6 protein-coding genes are annotated in these 20,019 nt (G+C 37.0%); 1 reads left to right on the top strand and 5 read right to left on the bottom strand.

Annotation, left to right across the window (positions count from 1 at the left end):
* Positions 1 to 15: 15 nt before the first annotated feature.
* From QSV08_RS10680 to QSV08_RS10660, 5 genes are all read right to left on the bottom strand, one after another.
* Entirely contained in the window at positions 16 to 1,785 is a 1,770-nt protein-coding gene (locus QSV08_RS10680; protein ID WP_324023199.1) for a T9SS type B sorting domain-containing protein, read from the bottom strand.
* A gap of 95 nt (positions 1,786 to 1,880) precedes the next feature.
* On the bottom strand, positions 1,881 to 2,714 hold the full coding sequence (locus QSV08_RS10675; protein WP_324023198.1) for an ABC transporter permease: 834 nt from the start codon (positions 2,712 to 2,714) through the stop codon (positions 1,881 to 1,883).
* Positions 2,715 to 2,725: 11 nt separating this feature from the next.
* Positions 2,726 to 3,628: an ABC transporter ATP-binding protein gene (locus QSV08_RS10670; RefSeq protein WP_324023196.1), complete on the bottom strand. Its 903-nt coding sequence runs from the start codon at positions 3,626 to 3,628 to the stop codon at positions 2,726 to 2,728.
* Between the two features lie 66 nt (positions 3,629 to 3,694).
* Complete coding sequence (locus tag QSV08_RS10665) at positions 3,695 to 5,743, bottom strand: DUF11 domain-containing protein (protein ID WP_324023195.1); 2,049 nt, start codon at positions 5,741 to 5,743, stop codon at positions 3,695 to 3,697.
* A gap of 138 nt (positions 5,744 to 5,881) precedes the next feature.
* Positions 5,882 to 18,712 carry a T9SS type B sorting domain-containing protein gene (locus QSV08_RS10660; RefSeq protein WP_324023193.1) on the bottom strand — a complete coding sequence of 4,277 codons (12,831 nt, stop codon included), beginning with the start codon at positions 18,710 to 18,712 and terminating at the stop codon, positions 5,882 to 5,884.
* Between the two features lie 161 nt (positions 18,713 to 18,873).
* On the opposite strand from QSV08_RS10660, the gene QSV08_RS10655 reads away from it, so the two are divergent.
* Positions 18,874 to 19,962: a hypothetical protein gene (locus QSV08_RS10655; RefSeq protein WP_324023191.1), complete on the top strand. Its 1,089-nt coding sequence runs from the start codon at positions 18,874 to 18,876 to the stop codon at positions 19,960 to 19,962.
* The last annotated feature ends 57 nt before the right edge of the window (positions 19,963 to 20,019 follow it).

Raw genomic sequence — 20,019 nt, 5'->3', positions numbered from 1 at the left:
ATTGTATAAATTAATTTATCGCTTTAAACTAAAATGACCTTTAATAATTTTATTATTGGTGGCTATTGCTTTAAACCAATAATTTGATTCTGGAAGCGCTTTGCCATTTAAATTTCCGTTCCAACCAGTCGTATTTGGTGCTATTTGGGCTAGTAGTGCACCGAATTTATCAAATATATAAATTACCGATACATTGGTTATGCCAGTTTCAACTGGTGGTATAAACTGCCAATAATCATTAATACCATCTCCATTGGGAGTAAAGAAATTTGGAAAGCCGTTTACCGTTAAATCTTGCTCAACTAAACGTTCGGCGATTCCGCATCCGGCTTTATCACGAACAAATACGGTGTGGTTTTGTAGCGAGATGTTGGTAAAGCGATTCGAATTTTGATATGGTCCGTTTTCATTATCTAACGCATATTCAAAATTTCCATTTGTAGTAGTGGATATCTCATAATTGAGAGAGTTTGCACTTATTTGTACGCTTACATCTTCTATTTTTGGTGCTTGTGATATTTCTACCTGAAATGTTTTTGATGAAGCACATTCAAAAGTTCTATCAGAGTCCTCAATATTTACATAGGCTTCATAAATATATTCACCTTCTTCATCTATTGAAACTTCTACAGTATTTGACAGTAATGTTTCATTTCCTCTATCATCTAATTTGTACCATCTGTAGCCGTCCGCTTCATCAGTTGCCCTAATTATATCAAGTTCGTTTTCTGAGCATATGGTAATGGTATCTGGAAAGGTCAAAATAGGATTCAACACCAACAATTCTCCACTTAAAGGGTCAAAATATGGCCCGCAACCTATTGCTGTAGAAAAAGTTTCTTGTGTACAACCGATCGCTTCACCCGCTTCATTAAACGGAAATATGGAGATAAAGAAGGTTCGGTTGGGTTCAAAATCTATGATTACTGTAGATGTTTTAAAAAAGATGGCGTCTTCTAAAATATTTGTCTCAAAAGGTGATGTACCTATAGATACTCTGTAACCTGTTGCATTGGGTACTGCGTTCCATTCAAGTGTAGGACTCAAGGGTACATTGGTTTCACCATCAAAAGGGGAAATCATACTTGTGCATAAAGGTAATACTGCAGCTGCAGCTGTTGTAAAAACCGAAGAGCTACAATTATCAGCTAAACCTATTCTATTGTAGGGTGTGATCGTTATATAAATGTCAGTTTCTGAAGGTAAATCTGCAGGTGGATTATAATTTAATGTATTTTCTACGTCTGTTCGTGCAAGAATTTCATCGCCATTTTCTGTGGTGCCGAGCGATATAAAATACCCTGTTGCACTTGGTGCTGCAATCCATGAAATGTTAGTTGCCGTATTTATAGCTATCTCATTATTTTCGGGGCTCGTAGACGGTACACATTGTGGAACTTCACTTAAGGCAGCCGTTGTAAAACTTTGACTTTCACAAGTTATATTGGGTTGATTGAAAAAGAAAAGTGTAATGGTAACGAATATTTCGGTACTCTCTGGTAAGCCTGTAGTTGGGGTGAAACTTATCGCAGAGCCAACATTTCTGTTATTTAAAATGTCATTACCGCCTTCTGTAGTGCCTAATGAGATAATATAACCCGGTACACCCGTAATAGCTTCCCAACTAATAGTAGCATCTACAGGAACCAGAGTAGTACCATTAACGGGATTTAAAAGCGCGGGACATTCTTGTGCCGATGTTTTTAAAACAGCAAATAACAGGACTATGAAAAATATTGGCGCAGCCAATATTTTGGGTATTCTCATGTCCCATTTCTTTTTCATAGCATTTTCGTAAACAATACAATATACTACAAAATGAAAATCTATTCTTTTAGCGTGCTGTTATTTAGGTTTAATTACCTGATTGCACAGACGATTTAGAGGTCTCGTCTTTTCAAAATTGCATAAGAGCCGTAAATGAAAATTGCTATCCATGCCATGACAATTACAATTTCATACCATTGTATATAATAGTCTAATGCAAGTGTTTCTCCCATTTGATTTACTACAGATTGTACGGCACCTAATCTAGAGAATGGTTCTTTGATAAGATTGAACATTGCCTGTAATGGAAAAAAGCCCATGATAACATCTGTGGTTTCGCCATCAAAAAACTTCCATCGAATAATACCTCTGAAAATACCTTCGAATACTTGCCATAGAATTAAAAAGCCAAGTGCAAAGGCTGACCTTTTTACTAAAACACCTAAGAAAAGACAGAAAGAAAAGAAACCAGTTAGTTTAATGAAAAACGCAAAAAGGAACTCTAAATCGCTTAGAATGATAGAAATTTCGGTAAAATCGGAATAAATCAGCCCTAAAACTAATGATACTAGAAATACAAAAATTGTAGAGACTAGTGCGAAAGTAATCACAGTCAAGAATTTAGAAAGTATAAATTCCTTTTTTGAGAGTCCGTCAATCAAATTCTGTTTTATCGTTTTATTGCTATACTCATTAGACATCATTGAAACAATGACAATAGCTAAAAATAGTTTGAAGAACGCTGTAATAAATGTATTGAAATGCCAGATATAAGGGAAGTTAAAAATACCCTGATCGGCTAAATTGAACTTTATGGGGCCGATATCGAATTTTATAGCTGCTACCAATGCGATAGAGGTTAAAAGCGCGAAGTATGAAATAATCAACACCTTGCTAGCCCTGTTGTTCCAAAGTTTTATGAATTCTATTTGAAGTAATCGTATCATGATGGTGGTTGTTAGGCGTTAGCATTTTTAGTTAAGGCAAGAAACTGTTCTTCTAAACTTTCTTTTCGTTTTACTAAATGAGATACGATAATGCCTTTTTCAAAAAGTAGTTTGTTTAATGATTGTGCATCTAGTTCTGAAGTTAAGATTGCCGTAACCAAACCATTTTCTTGTTTTATACTACCAAAGTGTTCATTAGTGCTCAAGTACGATGTTAGTTTTTCTAAGTCGTCAGATTTTAATTCGAAGAAGCCAAAACTAGCTTGCAAGCTATCTACTCTGCCAGCGTACAATTTTTCTCCTTTTCTTAAAATAACAACATGAGAACATACTTTTTCAACCTCATCTAATAGATGTGATGCCAACAAAATTGTAGTGCCTTTTGCAGCAATGGTTTTTATAATTTCTCGAATCTGATGAATACCTTGAGGATCTAGACCGTTGGTAGGTTCATCTAAAATTAATATTTCTGGGTCATTCAATAGGGCAGAGGCAATAGCTAGGCGCTGCTTCATCCCAAGGGAAAAAGTCCTGAATTTGCTGTTTTTTCTATCTAGGAGTCCGACTAGATCTAGCTTTTCTTCAATTTTATTTTCTGATACATCTTTGATTTTACAAACTAATTTCAAGTTTTGCAAAGCCGTCATGTATGGGTAGAAGTTTGGGCGTTCGATAATGGCGCCCACTTTTTTGAGTGCTTCGTGCGTTGAAGATTCACCGCCAAACCAAGCGAAGTCTCCGCTGGTTTTATTAACGACGTTTAATACAATGCCCAGGGTAGTTGATTTGCCGCTACCGTTAGGACCTAAAATTCCGTAAACATTACCTTTTTCTATAGTAAACGATAAATCTTTTACAGCGGTAAGGTGTCCGAATTTTTTGGTAAGATGATTGACTGTTAGAATAGTACTCACGTCAAGTGTTTTTTGATTGGTTACGTATACTTGACGATAAACTAAGCGGAATGTTACAAGAATAAATTAAAAACTTGTCGCCCTAATGGTAATTCTTCTATTAGTGATTACTGTTGTTGGGGTATTAAAATTGACAGTCACCGTTTCTGATGGGTCATCAGTAGTAATATTAGTATCTGTTTGATCTTGAGAATTACTGATATTATTGATGTACGTTGCAGTTGAGGTATTAACATCGGGTAAGGTAATGCGTGTTACCAATGTCAAAGTTTCTAATTCTCCACTATTCATACCACCAACAGACCAGTTGGGGTAGGTGAAACTACCTTTAGAGACAGAAGATGATACTAATGAAATACCGTCTGGTAAAATGTCTGTAAGTACGAGATTAGAAATGGAATTGATACCAAAACTTTCTACGGTAATGGTAAAGGTTACCGTTTCGCCATCGCTAACCGTATTTTTGTCTGCCACTTTTTTGATGACCACATCTGGGTCACAATAATATGCTGTTAAGGGTTGAGAATCATAAGTACAACCACCTTTTGTAACTCTTACATAGTAATCGCCAGCTTGTGTTGGTGTATACCTAGCACTATCTGCACCTGCAATTAATACTCCGTTTTCAAACCATTGGTAATTATCAAAATTAGGGTCCACAACTTCTACTTCGGCTGTTGGTAGGCAACCACCTCCAGTAACTTGAAGATCCACTTCTGGTACCGTATCAAAACCTGAAAAGTAACCGGCAATACCTCTTGCGCCACTAAAACCTATAAAACCTACTGCTATCGGTCCTGTAGAATTTACGGTTACATCACCTGTTAAATTTGCAACATAGTAAGTTTTCCAAAGTGTAGTTCCTGCCACTGCAGAAGGGGCGGGTAGGGCTACTGGTCCGCTACCATCCTCTACGGTAATATTGGCATCTGGTGTTGTGGTAGAAGCAATCAGTGTTACGCCACCGGTCATGGTAACCCCAGCTGCATCTTCGATATGTGTAATATTATCTACCGTATCTGGTAACAAACAGTTTACGGGAGCAATAAAGTTTAAGCCTTGCGTGTAAATTGCACTTGCGCCTGCCATTAATTGATAGGCGTAGGCATCTTTTGAGGTGGTTACATACATATTTCCTCCTGCGGAAGAAACTGAATAATTACTTTCAGGAATCTCAAAATAGTCACCATTGTTAATTGTAGCTATAGGTGTACCAGAACCATTTACATAAATAGCTGTTCCGTTTTGTGTTCCAATGATAATGGGTATTTCTGTTTCACTCGTACCATTTCCTCTTATAAAAACATATTCTTTACCAATTTTATTTTGAGGTACAGGTTGGTCAATTGCAGCATCTCTACCAGCGTAACCTACTCTGGCGCCAGTATTAAGTCCACCATTACTAATAACTATAGGATTATTCGAAATGACATCTGCACCTAACCAACCGTCTGCATTAGCGGGAGTTTCAGCAACATATGCTTCGAATACAAAAGACTCATTTGCATCTAAATTTATGGTATAGGTATCTGCTAATATTCCGTCTCGATCAGCTCCCAGTCTAAATTCACAATCTGGGTCATAACCAGAGAGTGTTACTGTAGTGCCATCAGCGGTAGCCATTATGCCTAAAGAGTTTGTCAAACTTGCCTGAGTACCTTTATTCGGAGCTCCGCCCCATTTAAAATGAGTACCGATAGCTTGTCTTCCTTTACTTGTAAGGGAAGTTGCCTGTGAACCAGAACGACCTCTATAATTTACATAGAATTTTTCGCCGCCTGGAGATTCTAATCGTAAACCACCACTAGTAAGAACAATTCCAGTATTGGCGTTGCTCATCATAGTGATGTTGTTATCACCATTACCCAAAGTTATTTCTTGAGGTGTAGTCTTAGATAATGATGCAGTAGCATATAGGGTAGTCGATGTACCTTGATAAATATTTACAGTAAATGCTGTAGTTTCTGGAGTTGATAAATATAGACTCTGTTGAGTAACAGCTTGGTTGTTACCGCCTTGTTTTAAGGGTGGTAAATAGTGAAGATCACTCAACTGGGAAAAACCAGCTGCGGAAACCATCATGAATACTATAAATAAAATTAACTTTTGCTTCATTATAAGCTTATCGGGGTCATAGCAGCAAAGAAAATTAAAACGCCTTGCAATCGCAATTATTAGTTGTATAACACTAGTAATAAGTGGTGATTGCCTATATAATAGAGGTAGCTGAATTAGCTACCTCTGTTAATTTACTTATCTATAAAGTGTGAAATTACCTACAAATTCTCTAGTGTCGGCAGCACCATTTAATTTAATGATGTACCAGTAATCTCCTGTTGGCAACTCATTTTCCTGATAGAATCCATCCCATCCGTCTTCATTGTCCTGGAAGGTGAAGACTGAACGACCGTATCTATCATAGATGCTGATGAAAATCTCTGGATAAACTTCTATATTATCTGGCATCCAAAAATCGTTTTGACCATCACCATTCGGAGTAAAGAAATTAGGAATTTCTATATCTATGAATTCAATGAACAGACTCGCTGTTACTTCACATCCATTTTCATCTACCACAGTAATTGCATACGTACCAGTCTCGGTAATGTAGAACACATTTTCAGAGCCTCTGTTTTCATCTTCAAAATAGAAGGTGTAGTTTTCTCTACCACCAGTTACCGTAGCGGTAATCTGATTGATATTACTTTCTACTACAGTAATCTCAAGAGGTTCAAATGCCAATATTTCAACATCATAAGTGGTTAGACATCCATTAGCATGAGAAATACTGATATAATGAGTACCCGGAGTCAAATCTCTGAAAATAGGAGTTAACTGCATTTCTAATGGATCTACAGTATCTAAACCAAATAGCACATCATTTTCTATACTTGGGTCATTAAGAACAATATTTACATAGTTGCTAGGGATATTACCATCACATTCATAGACTGGTTCAACAACGGCACCTAAATCAACACCGGCATCTATAGTAACGATTATTGTTTCTTCACAACCTTGAGCATCTTCTATGTAAATGATATAATCACCAGCAGCTAAGTTGGTAAAACTCATTCTGTCTTGAACGAAATCTGTTTCAGCTTCTAAACGAGTGCTGTATGGAGCGGTACCACCGATTATGGTTAAATCAATGGTTCCGTCTTCTTCACCTACGCAAATTTCTGGTGTACTTTCTGTTATAATTTCTAACACGTCTGGCTCTTCAATTGTAGCTTCAACTAGTTCAAAACAACCATTAGCATCTTGTGCTATAATAATATAATCACCAGGTGCCAATTCGTCAAACGTATTGTCATCACTAAAGCGATCTAAGTTCGGTGAGATTGCATATTGATATGTACCTGACCCACCTAACATGTTCACCGTAATAACACCATCTTCTTGTCCATTACAAGTAACATCATTAATTGTAGTGTTAGCCGTGTCAATAAGAAGTTCATCTGGTTCGGTGATAGAAATCAATAGAGAAGATATTTCACAATCATCGCTCTGAATTCTTACATAATAAGATCCTGCCAATAAATCTGTAAATAGACCTGTTGGTTGATTTACACGAACTTCATTCGTTAATCCTGCATCAGAGAATAGGGCATATTGATAGTTACCTAATCCGCCTTGAGCTTCTGCATTTATGACTCCGCTATTATCACCATTACAGCTAATAGTTGGGTTATCATTATCTAGCGTAACCGTTAAAGGTATGATCGGATTAATTGTAACACTATTACTTAATACTGATACACAACCAAAGCTATCTTGAATATAGTACTGATATGTATTTGGCAGAACACCTGTGAATAGATGAGTGTTCGGTCCGTTAGTTTCGTTCATAGCGTTGAATGCCGATGTACCATCGGTATTCCACATATATGGTCCTGTACCGCCAGAAGCAGTTAATAAAAGTTGTGCATCATCTAAACACGTTGCTCTTTGCTCAGTTATTAGTTGACCTTTAACCTCAACAGGTTCAGCAATTTCAACGATACTAGTTTCATCAGAACAGTTCAAATCATCAAGAATAGTTACACTGTAATAACCTGATCTCAAATTCATGAATGTTGCTGTAGTCTGAGAACTAGATGTCTGTAAAAGATTAGCACTTGGTCCATCACCATCATACGTTTTAAGAATATATCTGTAATTTGTAGATACTACTCTTGGCGTAAACGCTGCAGTAATTATTCCGTCTGTATCACCTTCACATTCTAAACCTACAACAGATTGAATATTTGCAACAATCGGTTCTGGCGGAGTTAAGGTAAACGCATTGGTAAAGGTTTCTGTACAACCTAAACTATCAGTTACTTCTACCGTATATTGACCATCACTTAAACCTGTAAACAAATTACTGTTTACTTGATTTGCAGTATAAGTTATAGTCGAACTTACATGTGTTAAAATAATATTGAATGGTGCTTCACCACCATTAGGTGTGATGTTTGCACTACCCATATCATTACTACAGCCAACATCTTTTGTTTCTATTGTCGCTAAAGTTATTGCAGCACTAGGTGATGTAATCGTAAATGATCTTTCTTGAATACATTCAGGAGTTCCAACTTGTGAAGCTCTCAAAATATAACTACCCGCAGCTACCGGAATAGAAGCTGTTGTACCTGTTCCTGTAAAAGTATCAGCATCATCTGTACGTGTAGTAGCGGTTCCATCGGCATTTACAACTTCCCAGTTGAAATCACCTGTATACGTAGCATCTGTAAATGTTACTTCAATAGCCCCATCGGTTCCAAAACATACTACATCAGAAAGTTTATTTACCTCAATACTAAATGTATTTGGGTCTTCTACGATATGAGTTCGTGTTATTTCACAACCAGTAGTTACATTTTTAATACCAATAGTATAGGTGCCAATTGCCAAGTTCGAAAATACGTTATCACCTGTTTGGTATGTTGCAGATGGTAATATTCTAAACTCATAATTAGCAAGATTTGCAGTCGTATTGGTAACTGTACTATTTACATTAATAGTAATGTTTTCTCCACTATTTACACAATCTAAATCTCTATCTACATTTACAGTTGCATCAATAAATGTATCATAAGGGTCTATGGTAACTATGTGTTCTGCAGAACAACCTTCGTCATCATATACACGAACAATAATATCACCACCAGCCGCATCTGTGTGTGTATAGGTTAAATTACTGCTGTTTTGAAGTACGGTAGAAGTTGCATCATCAATGAATTCAAAACGATCATATGTTCCGCTACCACCATTGATTAAACTTGCGTCTATTGTTATTGTGGCATTATCACCATCATTTCCGTTAGCACAACCAAATTGTACTGGAACCGGAGCAGTAAATGTTACGGCTGTATTTTCATCTACAACCACAGTTTTTAATGTCGGACAGTTATTCGGACCTCTTGCCGTTACATCATATGAACCACCAGGTAAACCAATAAATGATTGTGTAGCTGCATCCCATGAAGCACTTGCCGGCATTGGGTCTAAAACATAAGTTAATGGATTATTTCCGTTATTCACTTGTACTAACTCTATACTACCATCATTAGCACCAGAACAACTTACCTCAATAGGGGTAGCCGTAAAATCTGGAAGAATAGCCGCAGGTATGGTTACCGTAAAAGTTCTAAAACAATTTGGAGAAGCGGTACCAATATCATAAACATTGACCGTATAATCTGTATCTATAGTATTATCCGGAACGCCTACTGGTACGTTCATTGCTCCACCTGTAAGAGTTTGTCTTGTTTCAACATTTGCTGATGAGCTGTCAAGAATTTCGAACTCATAATTTCCAGAACCTGAAATACCTTCAATAGCTATTTCTGCTTCAAAAGTTGCATCACAACCTAATTGTTTGTCTAAACTAGCTGATGCCTGTAGGGTAGGGTGTACAACTATATTTGTGTCTTCCGTACAACCGGTAGCATCTTTTATAAATACAGTATAGTTGCCTGCTGGTACAGTGTTGTAAATACCATTATTATTTTGATAGGTACTACCACCATCTATTGAATAAAGAATAGTTCCTGTACCTGTAGCATCTATTGTAACCGACGCATTAGTATCACAATTTGCAATGACCACATCATCAATAGTTGGTGCGGTCGTAAAAACCATATTAACATTATTAAGAGGATACGAACAACCAAATTGATCCTCTACATTCACCGTATAAGTTCCTGCAGGAGAACCAGCTGGTATTTCTATAGGGTTATCACCTGTTGCTGTTATAGTAACAAAAGTTGCAGGACCTGTAATCGTGTAGAAGTAATTACCTCCACCGCCTTGTACATTCTCGATTAAAATTAATCCAGGGTTTTCACATGAAATATCTTGATCAGATTTTGCGATTCCTGTAATGATTTCTAATTCATCTAAAATAGCGTTTTCACTGGCGCTGATACATTGTTGATTATCAGTATCGTCGATTTGCGTTACCTGAATATAATATTCATTAGCAGAAAGTCCACTTACAGTAATAGTATTGCTATAGGTCACAAAACCTGCACTTTGATCGATAATGTTATTATCGGTATCAAATAAGGTCCATTCCATTCTATTTTCGGTCAGTCCATCTTCATCAACTATCGTGTATGTGATTTCACCGTTGTTTGCTAAATTACAAGAAGGATTAATTTCTGGTGTAATGGTCATTGGTAGACCACCAGCAATTTCGTTTACATTAACTGTACTTTGTCTAATACAAGTGCTAGGAGTGTTATTATCTCTAACATAAAATACATAAGTTCTACCAGGTACTAAGTTGGTAAATTCATAACTACCATGACCAGCAGGTACAGGATTGTCATCAAGGTCTAAATTTGTACCAGGATACCATGTAGCGGTAGTTTCATCAAAATTTGATGGGTCGCTAGAAAAAGTATATTCATAACCAGGTACGCCTTCCCCACCTTGTACTTTCACTTTTAATTCATCACAGTTCTCTACAACCGATGATGTTGTAATATCTAAATCATCTAATGGATAAGGTATTATTTCTCTTGGTAAATCTGTCTGGCAGATTAAATTGTTACTACCATCTTTTGTACGTATAGAAGGGAAAACTTCATCACCTGAAGTATACCCTCTAAATACTGTTGATGGTTGCCATGTTGCGCCTCCATCAGCACTATATTCAAGCGTACCCGCAAGACCTGTAGTTACATTGGTAAAGTCAAAGCCAAACTCTGTAGCTCCACCTGAACAATCACTTGCATATGCTAAAAGGATATCAGATGTAAGTTCTGCCGGTGCCGTAATGGTTACCGTTTCTGTTTCTGAACATCCAGCTTCGTCTGTAATTACAACGTCATATTCACCTGCTGCCAGGTTATAATATGTTTTAGTAATACCCACAACATTTGTTTGTACTTGATCAGGTGAACCATTGGTTTTATCTACCAACCTATAATCGAAAGGAGAAAGTCCGTCGTTAATTGTAACTTCAATATTACCAGTGCCATCATGACAATCTGGGTCTGTGGCTACTGCTGAGATATCCAATTCTGGGTTTGCCGAAATAGTTTCGGTAACCATAGTCTGGCAAGCATCAGTACCATTTGCTTTATCTCTTACATAAATATCATAAGGTCCAATATCGGCTAATAGAATATTAGTAGTATTAATAGCTGAGAAATCAGCATCAGTAACTGTATTCCCAGAAGGAATGAAAGCATAGACAAAATTATTATCTCCACCTGATGCTGTCGCGGTTAATGAACCATCGGCACATAAACTTGCATTTACAGGCACCACACTAAGTGAAATTGTTGGAGCAATCGTTATTGATTGTATTGCTGAAGCACAACCATATTGGTCATTTACTTCAACATCATAGGTTCCTTCAGATAAATTACTGAACGTATAAGTTAAGTCGGTTACAGGAGAAGGTGTTTGCCATGCTCCGCCGTTAATTCTAAATGAATAATTACCATTACCATCGGTTACAGTAGCTGTTACCGTACCGTTGCTTAGACCATCATAACATTGTGTAGCTGTTAAATCAAAAGCTATAGTATCTGGTTGAATTACGTTTACTGTTGTTGTTGAAATAACTTCACAGTTATTCTGATCTTTTACCCTAACGTGGTAATTACCAGCAGGTACATTTAGGAATTGTGGTGAGGTACTAAACGCTCTTACAATAGTATTATCTGTTAATTCTAATTGGTACTCATAACCAGGTGTACCTTCATCTGCAGATGCTTGTAAAGTAGCACCGGTATTAAAACATGTAAATTCTGCTTTTTGTTGAAGATCAGCTGTTAATGCGTTTGGTGATGTCAACGTTGCTGAAGTTGCTGAGGTTGCCGTACATGTATCATCGTCAATTTTTTCGACCATAATGTTATATGTACCATCTGTAAGGGTAGAAGGAGTAGTAATTGGAGATGTCGTTTCCGTTATCCAAGTTGTACCACCGTCTACAGAATATTGATATCCGAAAGTAGGATCGAAATTAGAAACCTCAAAACGAATACTACCATTATCGCTACCGTTACATGTAGGGTCGGTACTGCCTAAAATGGCTACTTCAAAAGTTTTTCCAGATTCTACAATTACTGAAATATCTTGTGTTTGTTCACATAATTCTGGAGTCTGTGACGCCTGAATATCATCTAATACCAAGAAGTTACCATTGTCACTATCAAGGTTGGTACGTAATACAACACCAACTGCAGTATTTGCACCAGGATTAAATGTTACTGTTCTTAAATGCCAGTCGTCTGCATTGTTATTTTGAGGAATAGCGGCAGTTGCCTGACTACTGATTACAGTACCTGAGCCATTAACTAATTCTACCAATATTTCTGGGTCGTTACCCGAAGCATTATCAATTAATATGTTGTAGGCGTAGAATGATATCGTTATTTCTTGATTAGCAAGTGCTTCTAAGCCTGTTCTTGACCATAGAACATTGTTATTACCTGCAGACGTACTTACCCCAATTGCCATAAATCTACCATCGGTTATACCTGAATGGTCATTAGGACTTCTCCAAGAAGCATTTGGGTTGGTTATTCTGTTTGTAACCGCATATTCAGCATTTACAAGAATTCCGGCAGGACCTAAATTACAGTCCGTATCAGTACCATCTTGTGGTTCATAGCAATATCCTGCGCCAATTTCCGCAATCTGTGTAGTTACACCAGCTCCAAAATCTTCAAGGAATAATGTGCTTTGAGAAGCAGCAATTGAACTTGTGTACCCAACTGTTATTGTTTGAGTACCTGAAGCAACATTATTGAATACATTACTATCTAATGGTGAGTTTTCGGTACCATTTAATTTATAGGTATATGTAAAGTCTGTAGTATTAGAAGGTGTAATTGTTACTACACCATCTCCATCGCACTCATACGTAATGTCATTCGTAAAAGTAGGGTCAATAGCGGCTGTAGGTACGGTTATTTCTAAATCTGTAGAACATCCTAAAGCATCTTTTATCGCTAATTGATAGTTACCCGGTGTTAATCGTTGCTCGTCAACTGCCGTAAACGTACTACCACCATCAAAACTATATTGGTAAGGTGCTTGTCCGCCACTACCATTTAAAATCTTTACTAAAGCAGTAGGGGTTGCTGCGCCAGATGTATCACATGACGCATCTTCTATAATAGAAGGTGAAGCCGTCAAAAGAAATGGTTGGGTAACTTCATACTCTAAAGTCTCTGTACATGCATTACCAGGATCACTATTGGTATCCATAACCGTAATGGTATAAGTACCAGCAGCTAAATTATTAAAGAAGTTTTCTGTTTGGTACGTTGCGCCACCATCAAGACTATATTGGTATGGTGCATTACCACCAGATGCGGTAATGGTTAATACAGAAGTAGCTGAATCGGCACATATAATATCAGTATTTGAAGCACTTATTGTAATAGTACCCAAATCTTCCATTTGTACGATATTCGATAATCCGTAACATCCATTATCATCTCTAATTACAAATACATATTCTCCATCTTCATTAGGTACATATGTTGAAGGGGTACCTTCATATCCGAATAAAAAGGATGGATTAGATGAGAAATCTGAATCTGGAATGGTAGTTTCGTCAGCGTATGGAGTAATACCATCTTTACTATAGATAGCATATTCGTACCCTGTTGTACCACCAGTTGCTGTTAAATTAATAACACCGGGAGTACATGTAATATTATCTTGATTTGTAGCTGTTAACCTCAGTTCAGGAATTTCGTCTACCGTAATAGTACTTTCGTCAGTACAACCGTCTGTTGTAGTGGTTACGATAACATAATCATCTGCTGAAAGACCTGTAAACGTATGCGTATTGTCAGAAGAAAGTAAATTATTAGCTACCAGGGCTCCTTTACCGCCGCTACCATTATCGAAGTAAAGCTCATAGCTATATTCTGGTGAAACGTTCAATGCCTGTATAGAAATTGTTCCTGCATCGGTACAATCAAATGGAGTTGTAGTGAGTTTTGTCTCAAAAATTCTTTCTGCAATACCAATTTCTTCGGTTTCGAACACACAACTGTTTTCAATTGGTGCACCTGTTGAAGGATTTAGTTGTGTAATCTGTACTTTATAAGTACCACTAGTTGTGATAGCAAAATTAGGACCTTGACCTGCGCTGAACGGTACTGCTATATTGTTATTTTCTACATCGAATAACTGGTAACCATAACCACTACCTAAGTCTATTACTCTTATTGAACCTTCGGTATCACAAATAATATCAGATGAATCTGGTTCAGGAATGTCTAAGGTATTTTGGTATGCATTGAAATAGAATCTACTAAAGCATCCGCCTTCATAACCTATAACTACTCTATATTTACCACTATCGGTTACAGTAAAATTATCTGCATCTGTTTCTTCGTTCCATGTCCAACCACTAGCTGTATTTGCACAATCATCACTTACATCGCCACAAGTAGCTACATTACAACTGGTTTCGTCAAGTCTTTCCCATTTAATACTCAAAGCATCGGTTATTCCTAATTGAATAAATGCACTATCAGTATCACCACAAAGAAATATATGTGGCATTGAGTTGTTGTCATTTGAACAAGTTACGATTTCACCTTGAATATCATTATCAGGATTACTGTCGCCATTAACTTGGTTAAAGTAACTGATGATCGGGTTGGTCTGTGTTTCACCATAACGCTCTACGGTGATTAATTCTGTGTGGTTGGCACAACCAGCACCTGATGTTTTCTCAACGATATAGTTACCTACAGTAGTTACTGTCAACGTGTTTGAAGTACCATCATCTAAAATAGTATCTCCAGAATCTATAGACCCATTATTGTTGTTGTCAATTGCCCAAGTGTATGTATCAAAACCTAAACCGGCAGAAAGTGTTCCGCTAACGCCACAAAGTTCTACTGTTCGTGCAACATTACAATTTGCCAATGCATCAGATACATTGTTGGCCGCTACTTCTAAAGTTGTGGTACATGCACCCGCAGGGTTGCTACCATCTTCGTCTGAAAAGGTGTTGGTATTTAATGTTCCAGAATAACTGGCATATGCGTTATTCTCTAGTTGAGAGGCACAAGCTGCTACGAATTCAGAACAGTCGCCTGCAACAGAAACCGTTATTTTAATCTTATACTCGGGATCATCAATTTCAACTAAAGTATTTGGTATCGTAAATGTTATGGTTCTAGTACTTTCTTCATAACTACTAGTTACACCTGGTGCATCATCAATATTTATATCATCTAAACTTACATTGTCTGGTAATACATTTTTGATTGTAAAACCAGTTGCATGATCATCGCCTGTATTCTGAAATCTTAATACATAGTTGTAAGTATCGCCTAAATCTACATCTTCACCATTTATATCTGTACCACCCAATAATTCAGAAGTGTTACCCAATACAATTACCGGTGCAAATACTTGAGTATAAGACGCTGCATTTACAGTACCATCGGTTGGGTCAACTGCAGGAACTCCCGTTCCATATTCACCGCCATCACCACCGTCAGTTGCATCATCTTTATAAAATTCGTTGGCATCACTACACCCGTCATCATCACTATCTAAATCTAAATGATCAGGATAGCCATCCATATCGGTATCTAGATTCGCACAAAATCCAGAAAAGGATGCTGTATTGTAAGATAAGAAGGCAACATCTGCATTTGAACTTAGTTGTAATCGTAAATAAGCAACGTCTGCTAAACTAGCAGCTGGAATACCAAATTCTGACAATTCTACTGTAGCCAAACGGTAATCTCTAGTGGTATTATTATAGAAGATGCTTCCGTTTGCGTGGTAAATATCTAATCGATACCTACCTACAACATTAGCAAGTGCTCCTCCGCTGTAAGCTTGCACACGTACGGAGTTACCTAGTGGAGCACCAGTTGCATCATAAAGACTTACAACATGACCGACACCACTTGGGTCTGCAACTTGGGTTAATAATATATCTGGTATGCCATCGCCAACGTTAGTCGCTACGATAGGGTCTATTTCATATGTCCATGTATCACCAATATTAACAATACCAGAACCAAGATCTAGTCCGTTTTGCCCGTGAGTCAATAACGGATTCAATGGATCTGTAGATGGGTCATTTACAATGGTCAATCCCAGAGAATTATCATTATTACCATCATTTAAATTAGCCTCAAATGTAGCCTCGTTATAGATGGTATTTGAAGGAGGCAAAGCCATCCAGGTAGATTCTGTGGCTGAAATATCTGAAAATCCATCGTTATTCGAGTCTATGCCATCTGATAAACCATTTCCGTCGGAGTCATTAAGGTTGTCGTCTGCTACCCCAGTGGTAAAAGTGGTGCCTCCAGAGGTGAATGCCAATAATTCATGTGATAAGTTTGGTAAAACTGGATTTATTGAAGTAGTAGAACTTCTCCAAAAACCATAGGAATTGGTGAAAATTTCTGTTATCGCAGTACCACCTTGCACAGTGCTTGATGGTGAAGTGAAATTTACATCATTAGATATGATACACATTTGTTCAATGGAATCATAAATACCATCATTATCATCATCTAAATCTACGCTATCTACAACGCCGTCATTATCGAAATCGTTATGTACTATAATTCGAGCCGAGGGCTCATCTCTTGTAATATTGGCGTCCGTTTGGTTTTGAGTATTGGTAGCTATATTAACGAGGTTGAGTAAAGGCAAGATATCTATTTCGTCTGCAGTTACTTCTAAAGTCAAAAATGCAACTTCACCAGGTGCCAATGTTCCGATATTCCAAACACTTCCATTCCAAGATCCTGTTATGGTAGAAGCCTGTTTCAAGGTTAACCCTGCAGGAATATTATCAGTTACCTGAAGATTAGTAATTGGTAAATACCATAAATTCTCTGCTCTAATGGTAAATGTTGCGGTTTCCCCCTCTGTAATCTCAGGTTTGTCAACTGTTTTTATAATTTGAACATCTGGCTCACAATAGAAAATTTTAATGGTTTGGGAGTCGTACGTACACGGTCCTTTTGTACCTCTTACATAGTAATCACCTGCAATGGTTGCGGCATAATCATAAGCATTCGCTCCAGGGATGGCAACACCATCAAAAAACCACTGGTAGGCATCAAAATTATCATCAGAAGCTTCGAAAATACTTGAACCAGAAAAACATTCTCCCTCTGTACCACCATTAATTTGTAAAACAACTTCTGGTACGGTGTCGAATCCTGAGAAATAACCGGCAACACCACGAGCACCATTAAATCCAAAAAAACCAATAGCCATTGGTCCGGTTGAGGTTACATTAATGTCACCATCTAAATTAGGAATATAGAAAGTTTTCCAATCATCAGAACCTGCAACAGGATCAGAAGCGGGTTTGGAAACCTCTACGCCATCTTCATATACTTTTATATTTGCATCGATAGTATTAACAGAAGCAATAATTGTCAAACCTCCAGTAACATCGGTACCAGCCATATTTCTAATATCTGGAATGTTGTCCATTACATCTGGTAATAAACAGTTAACCGGGGCTACAAAGTTTAAACCTTGGGTGTAATTTGCTGCTGCACCAGCTAAACTTTGGTATGCATAAACATCTTTAGAAGTTTGTACGAACATATTTGCACCTGCAGAATTACTTGAATAATAGGTGCTAGGTATTTTGAAATATTCGCCATTATCAATAGTAGCAATTGCAGTTGTACCACCATTTACGAATACTTGTGTGTTATCTGCTGTAGCAATTACTAGAGGGAATTCTGTAAGTCCGCTAGAAGAACCATTACCTCTTATAAATACATAATCTTTACCTAATTTATTAATAGGTACTGGTTGATCTATACCGGCATCTCTATGGCTTTGACCATCTTGACTACCAAAGTTCATAGATCCATTACTGATTACAATATCTTTTGTAGCTACAATAGAAGCACCGATCCAACCATCTTCGTGAGCCTGTGTTGGTGAAGTACCTATATAAGTTTCATACACAAAAGATTCATTGGCATTTAATGTTATGGTATGTGAGTTAGCAGTTATACCAGCTCTGTTATTACCTACTCTAAACTCACAACCAGGGTCATAACCAGATAAGACAACTGTGGTGTTGTCTTCGGTTGCCATAATACCAAGGGTATTAGATTTAGATACTTGAGCACCTTTGTTAGGTACACCTCCCCATTTAAAATTGGTACCCATTGCTTGTCTACCCTTTGCTGTCAGTGAAGCAGCTTGTGCAGCAGAGTTACCTCTGTAGTTTACATAGAATTTTTCTCCACCTGCAGAAATAAAACGTAAACCACTATTAGAAAGTACCGTACCAGTGTTCGCATTAGTTACAAGGGTAATATTGTTATCACCATTAGCTAAGGTCCATACACCAGGGTTAAGTCTGTCAATGGTAAATGTTCTTACAATTGTGTTAGAAGTACCTTGATAAGCGTAAACGTTGAAAGGCGTGGTTTCTGGAGTAGATAAATGAATTGCTTGGTTCTGTATAGCTTGGTTGTTTAGACCTTGCTTCATTGGTGGTAAATAATGAAGATCGCTTAATTGCGCTGTCCCCAAAAAGGAGCTGAATGCAATTAGAAAAAACAATAAGAATTTAATTTTCGTTTTAGTCTGAGTAATCATCGGTATGGTTTCAAGTAGTACTAAAACAAATAAAGCAAGCTTTTTCCTCTTGGCTAAAAAAATGTTGTATACTGGCTAATTATGTTGCCGTAAGCGTTAATTCTATATGCTTGATAAAAATTAATTAAGTGAAATGATTAATTTGTAAGTAAATTTGAAGCATGTCAGAAGAAAGATTAATGTCAAAGAAAAAACCTGCTTACCCTGTAAGTGAGGCTTTAGATGGCTACTTGGAACACTATAGCAGAAAAATTGAAATCCCAATTTTTTATGACGATTTACTTCGGTTTTCTGGGTCGGTTGTGGTGTATGATAAAAATGATGAAGATACCCTTTGGGTACGTGCTTATTATTCAGAATTTGATCGAAAAGAAATAGACGATAGTTTAAAGAAAGTTTATTCTATTTTACATTCTGATGGAAGCGATAATATTCATCAATATTTAAATGTTGATGCGGTCGATTTCTGTACGTTTGGTAACTCGAAGCCTTTTAGAATTAAAGTCAGAAATATTTTGAACGATAACTTCACTTATTTCTACGTAAAAAAGACGGATGCATCTCGTATTTATGGCTTAGAATTAGAGCATATGCTTTCACCTTACAACTTAAACTTTTTGGTGTATAAAGACACCTTAATTGAAGAGCATATAGCAGGTATACCAGGCGATGAATTTATAAAGCATAATTTACCGAAATGTACCCCAAGAGAAAAAGCGCAACTGGCAAAAGAATTTGTAAAATTCAATGAACGTTGCATGATTCGATTATTAGGCGATATGCGTTCATATAACTATGTAATTGTGCCTACGCATGATTTTGACCATGTAGTGTATAAAATACGTGCTATAGATTTTGATCAACAGTGTTTTGAAGGAAAACTGAAAGTCTATAGACCTCAGTTTTTCAAAGAAAATTTTCAAATGGTTGAGTTGGTTCGTAAAAAACTAACACACGATTCTGTAGATCAATATAAATTAGAAGAACGTTCAATGGTCGCCAAGAGAATTTTAAGTTCTGGAAACAGAATTAAAAAATTACGAGCGATCTGTAAAACCGATGAAATTTCTACCCCAGAAAATATAGCGATGTTAAGAGAACAGATTGAAGTTCTTACGATGGATATGGACTTTCAGACTTGTGAAACTATGGGCGAAGTACTAGATTTAGCATTGAATTTTGTTCGTAGAAATTATGAAGATGTAAGTGTAAAACAAATTATAGAACACAATATTAAAATCAATAACTAAAATATATTTTAGTAGTCAGGTATTTAAAAAGCCCTTTATTTTCTTAAGAAAATAAAG

The organism is Maribacter sp. BPC-D8 (assembly GCF_035207705.1).
Classification (GTDB): Bacteria; Bacteroidota; Bacteroidia; order Flavobacteriales; family Flavobacteriaceae; genus Maribacter.
This window is presented reverse-complemented; position numbering and strand designations above follow the sequence as displayed.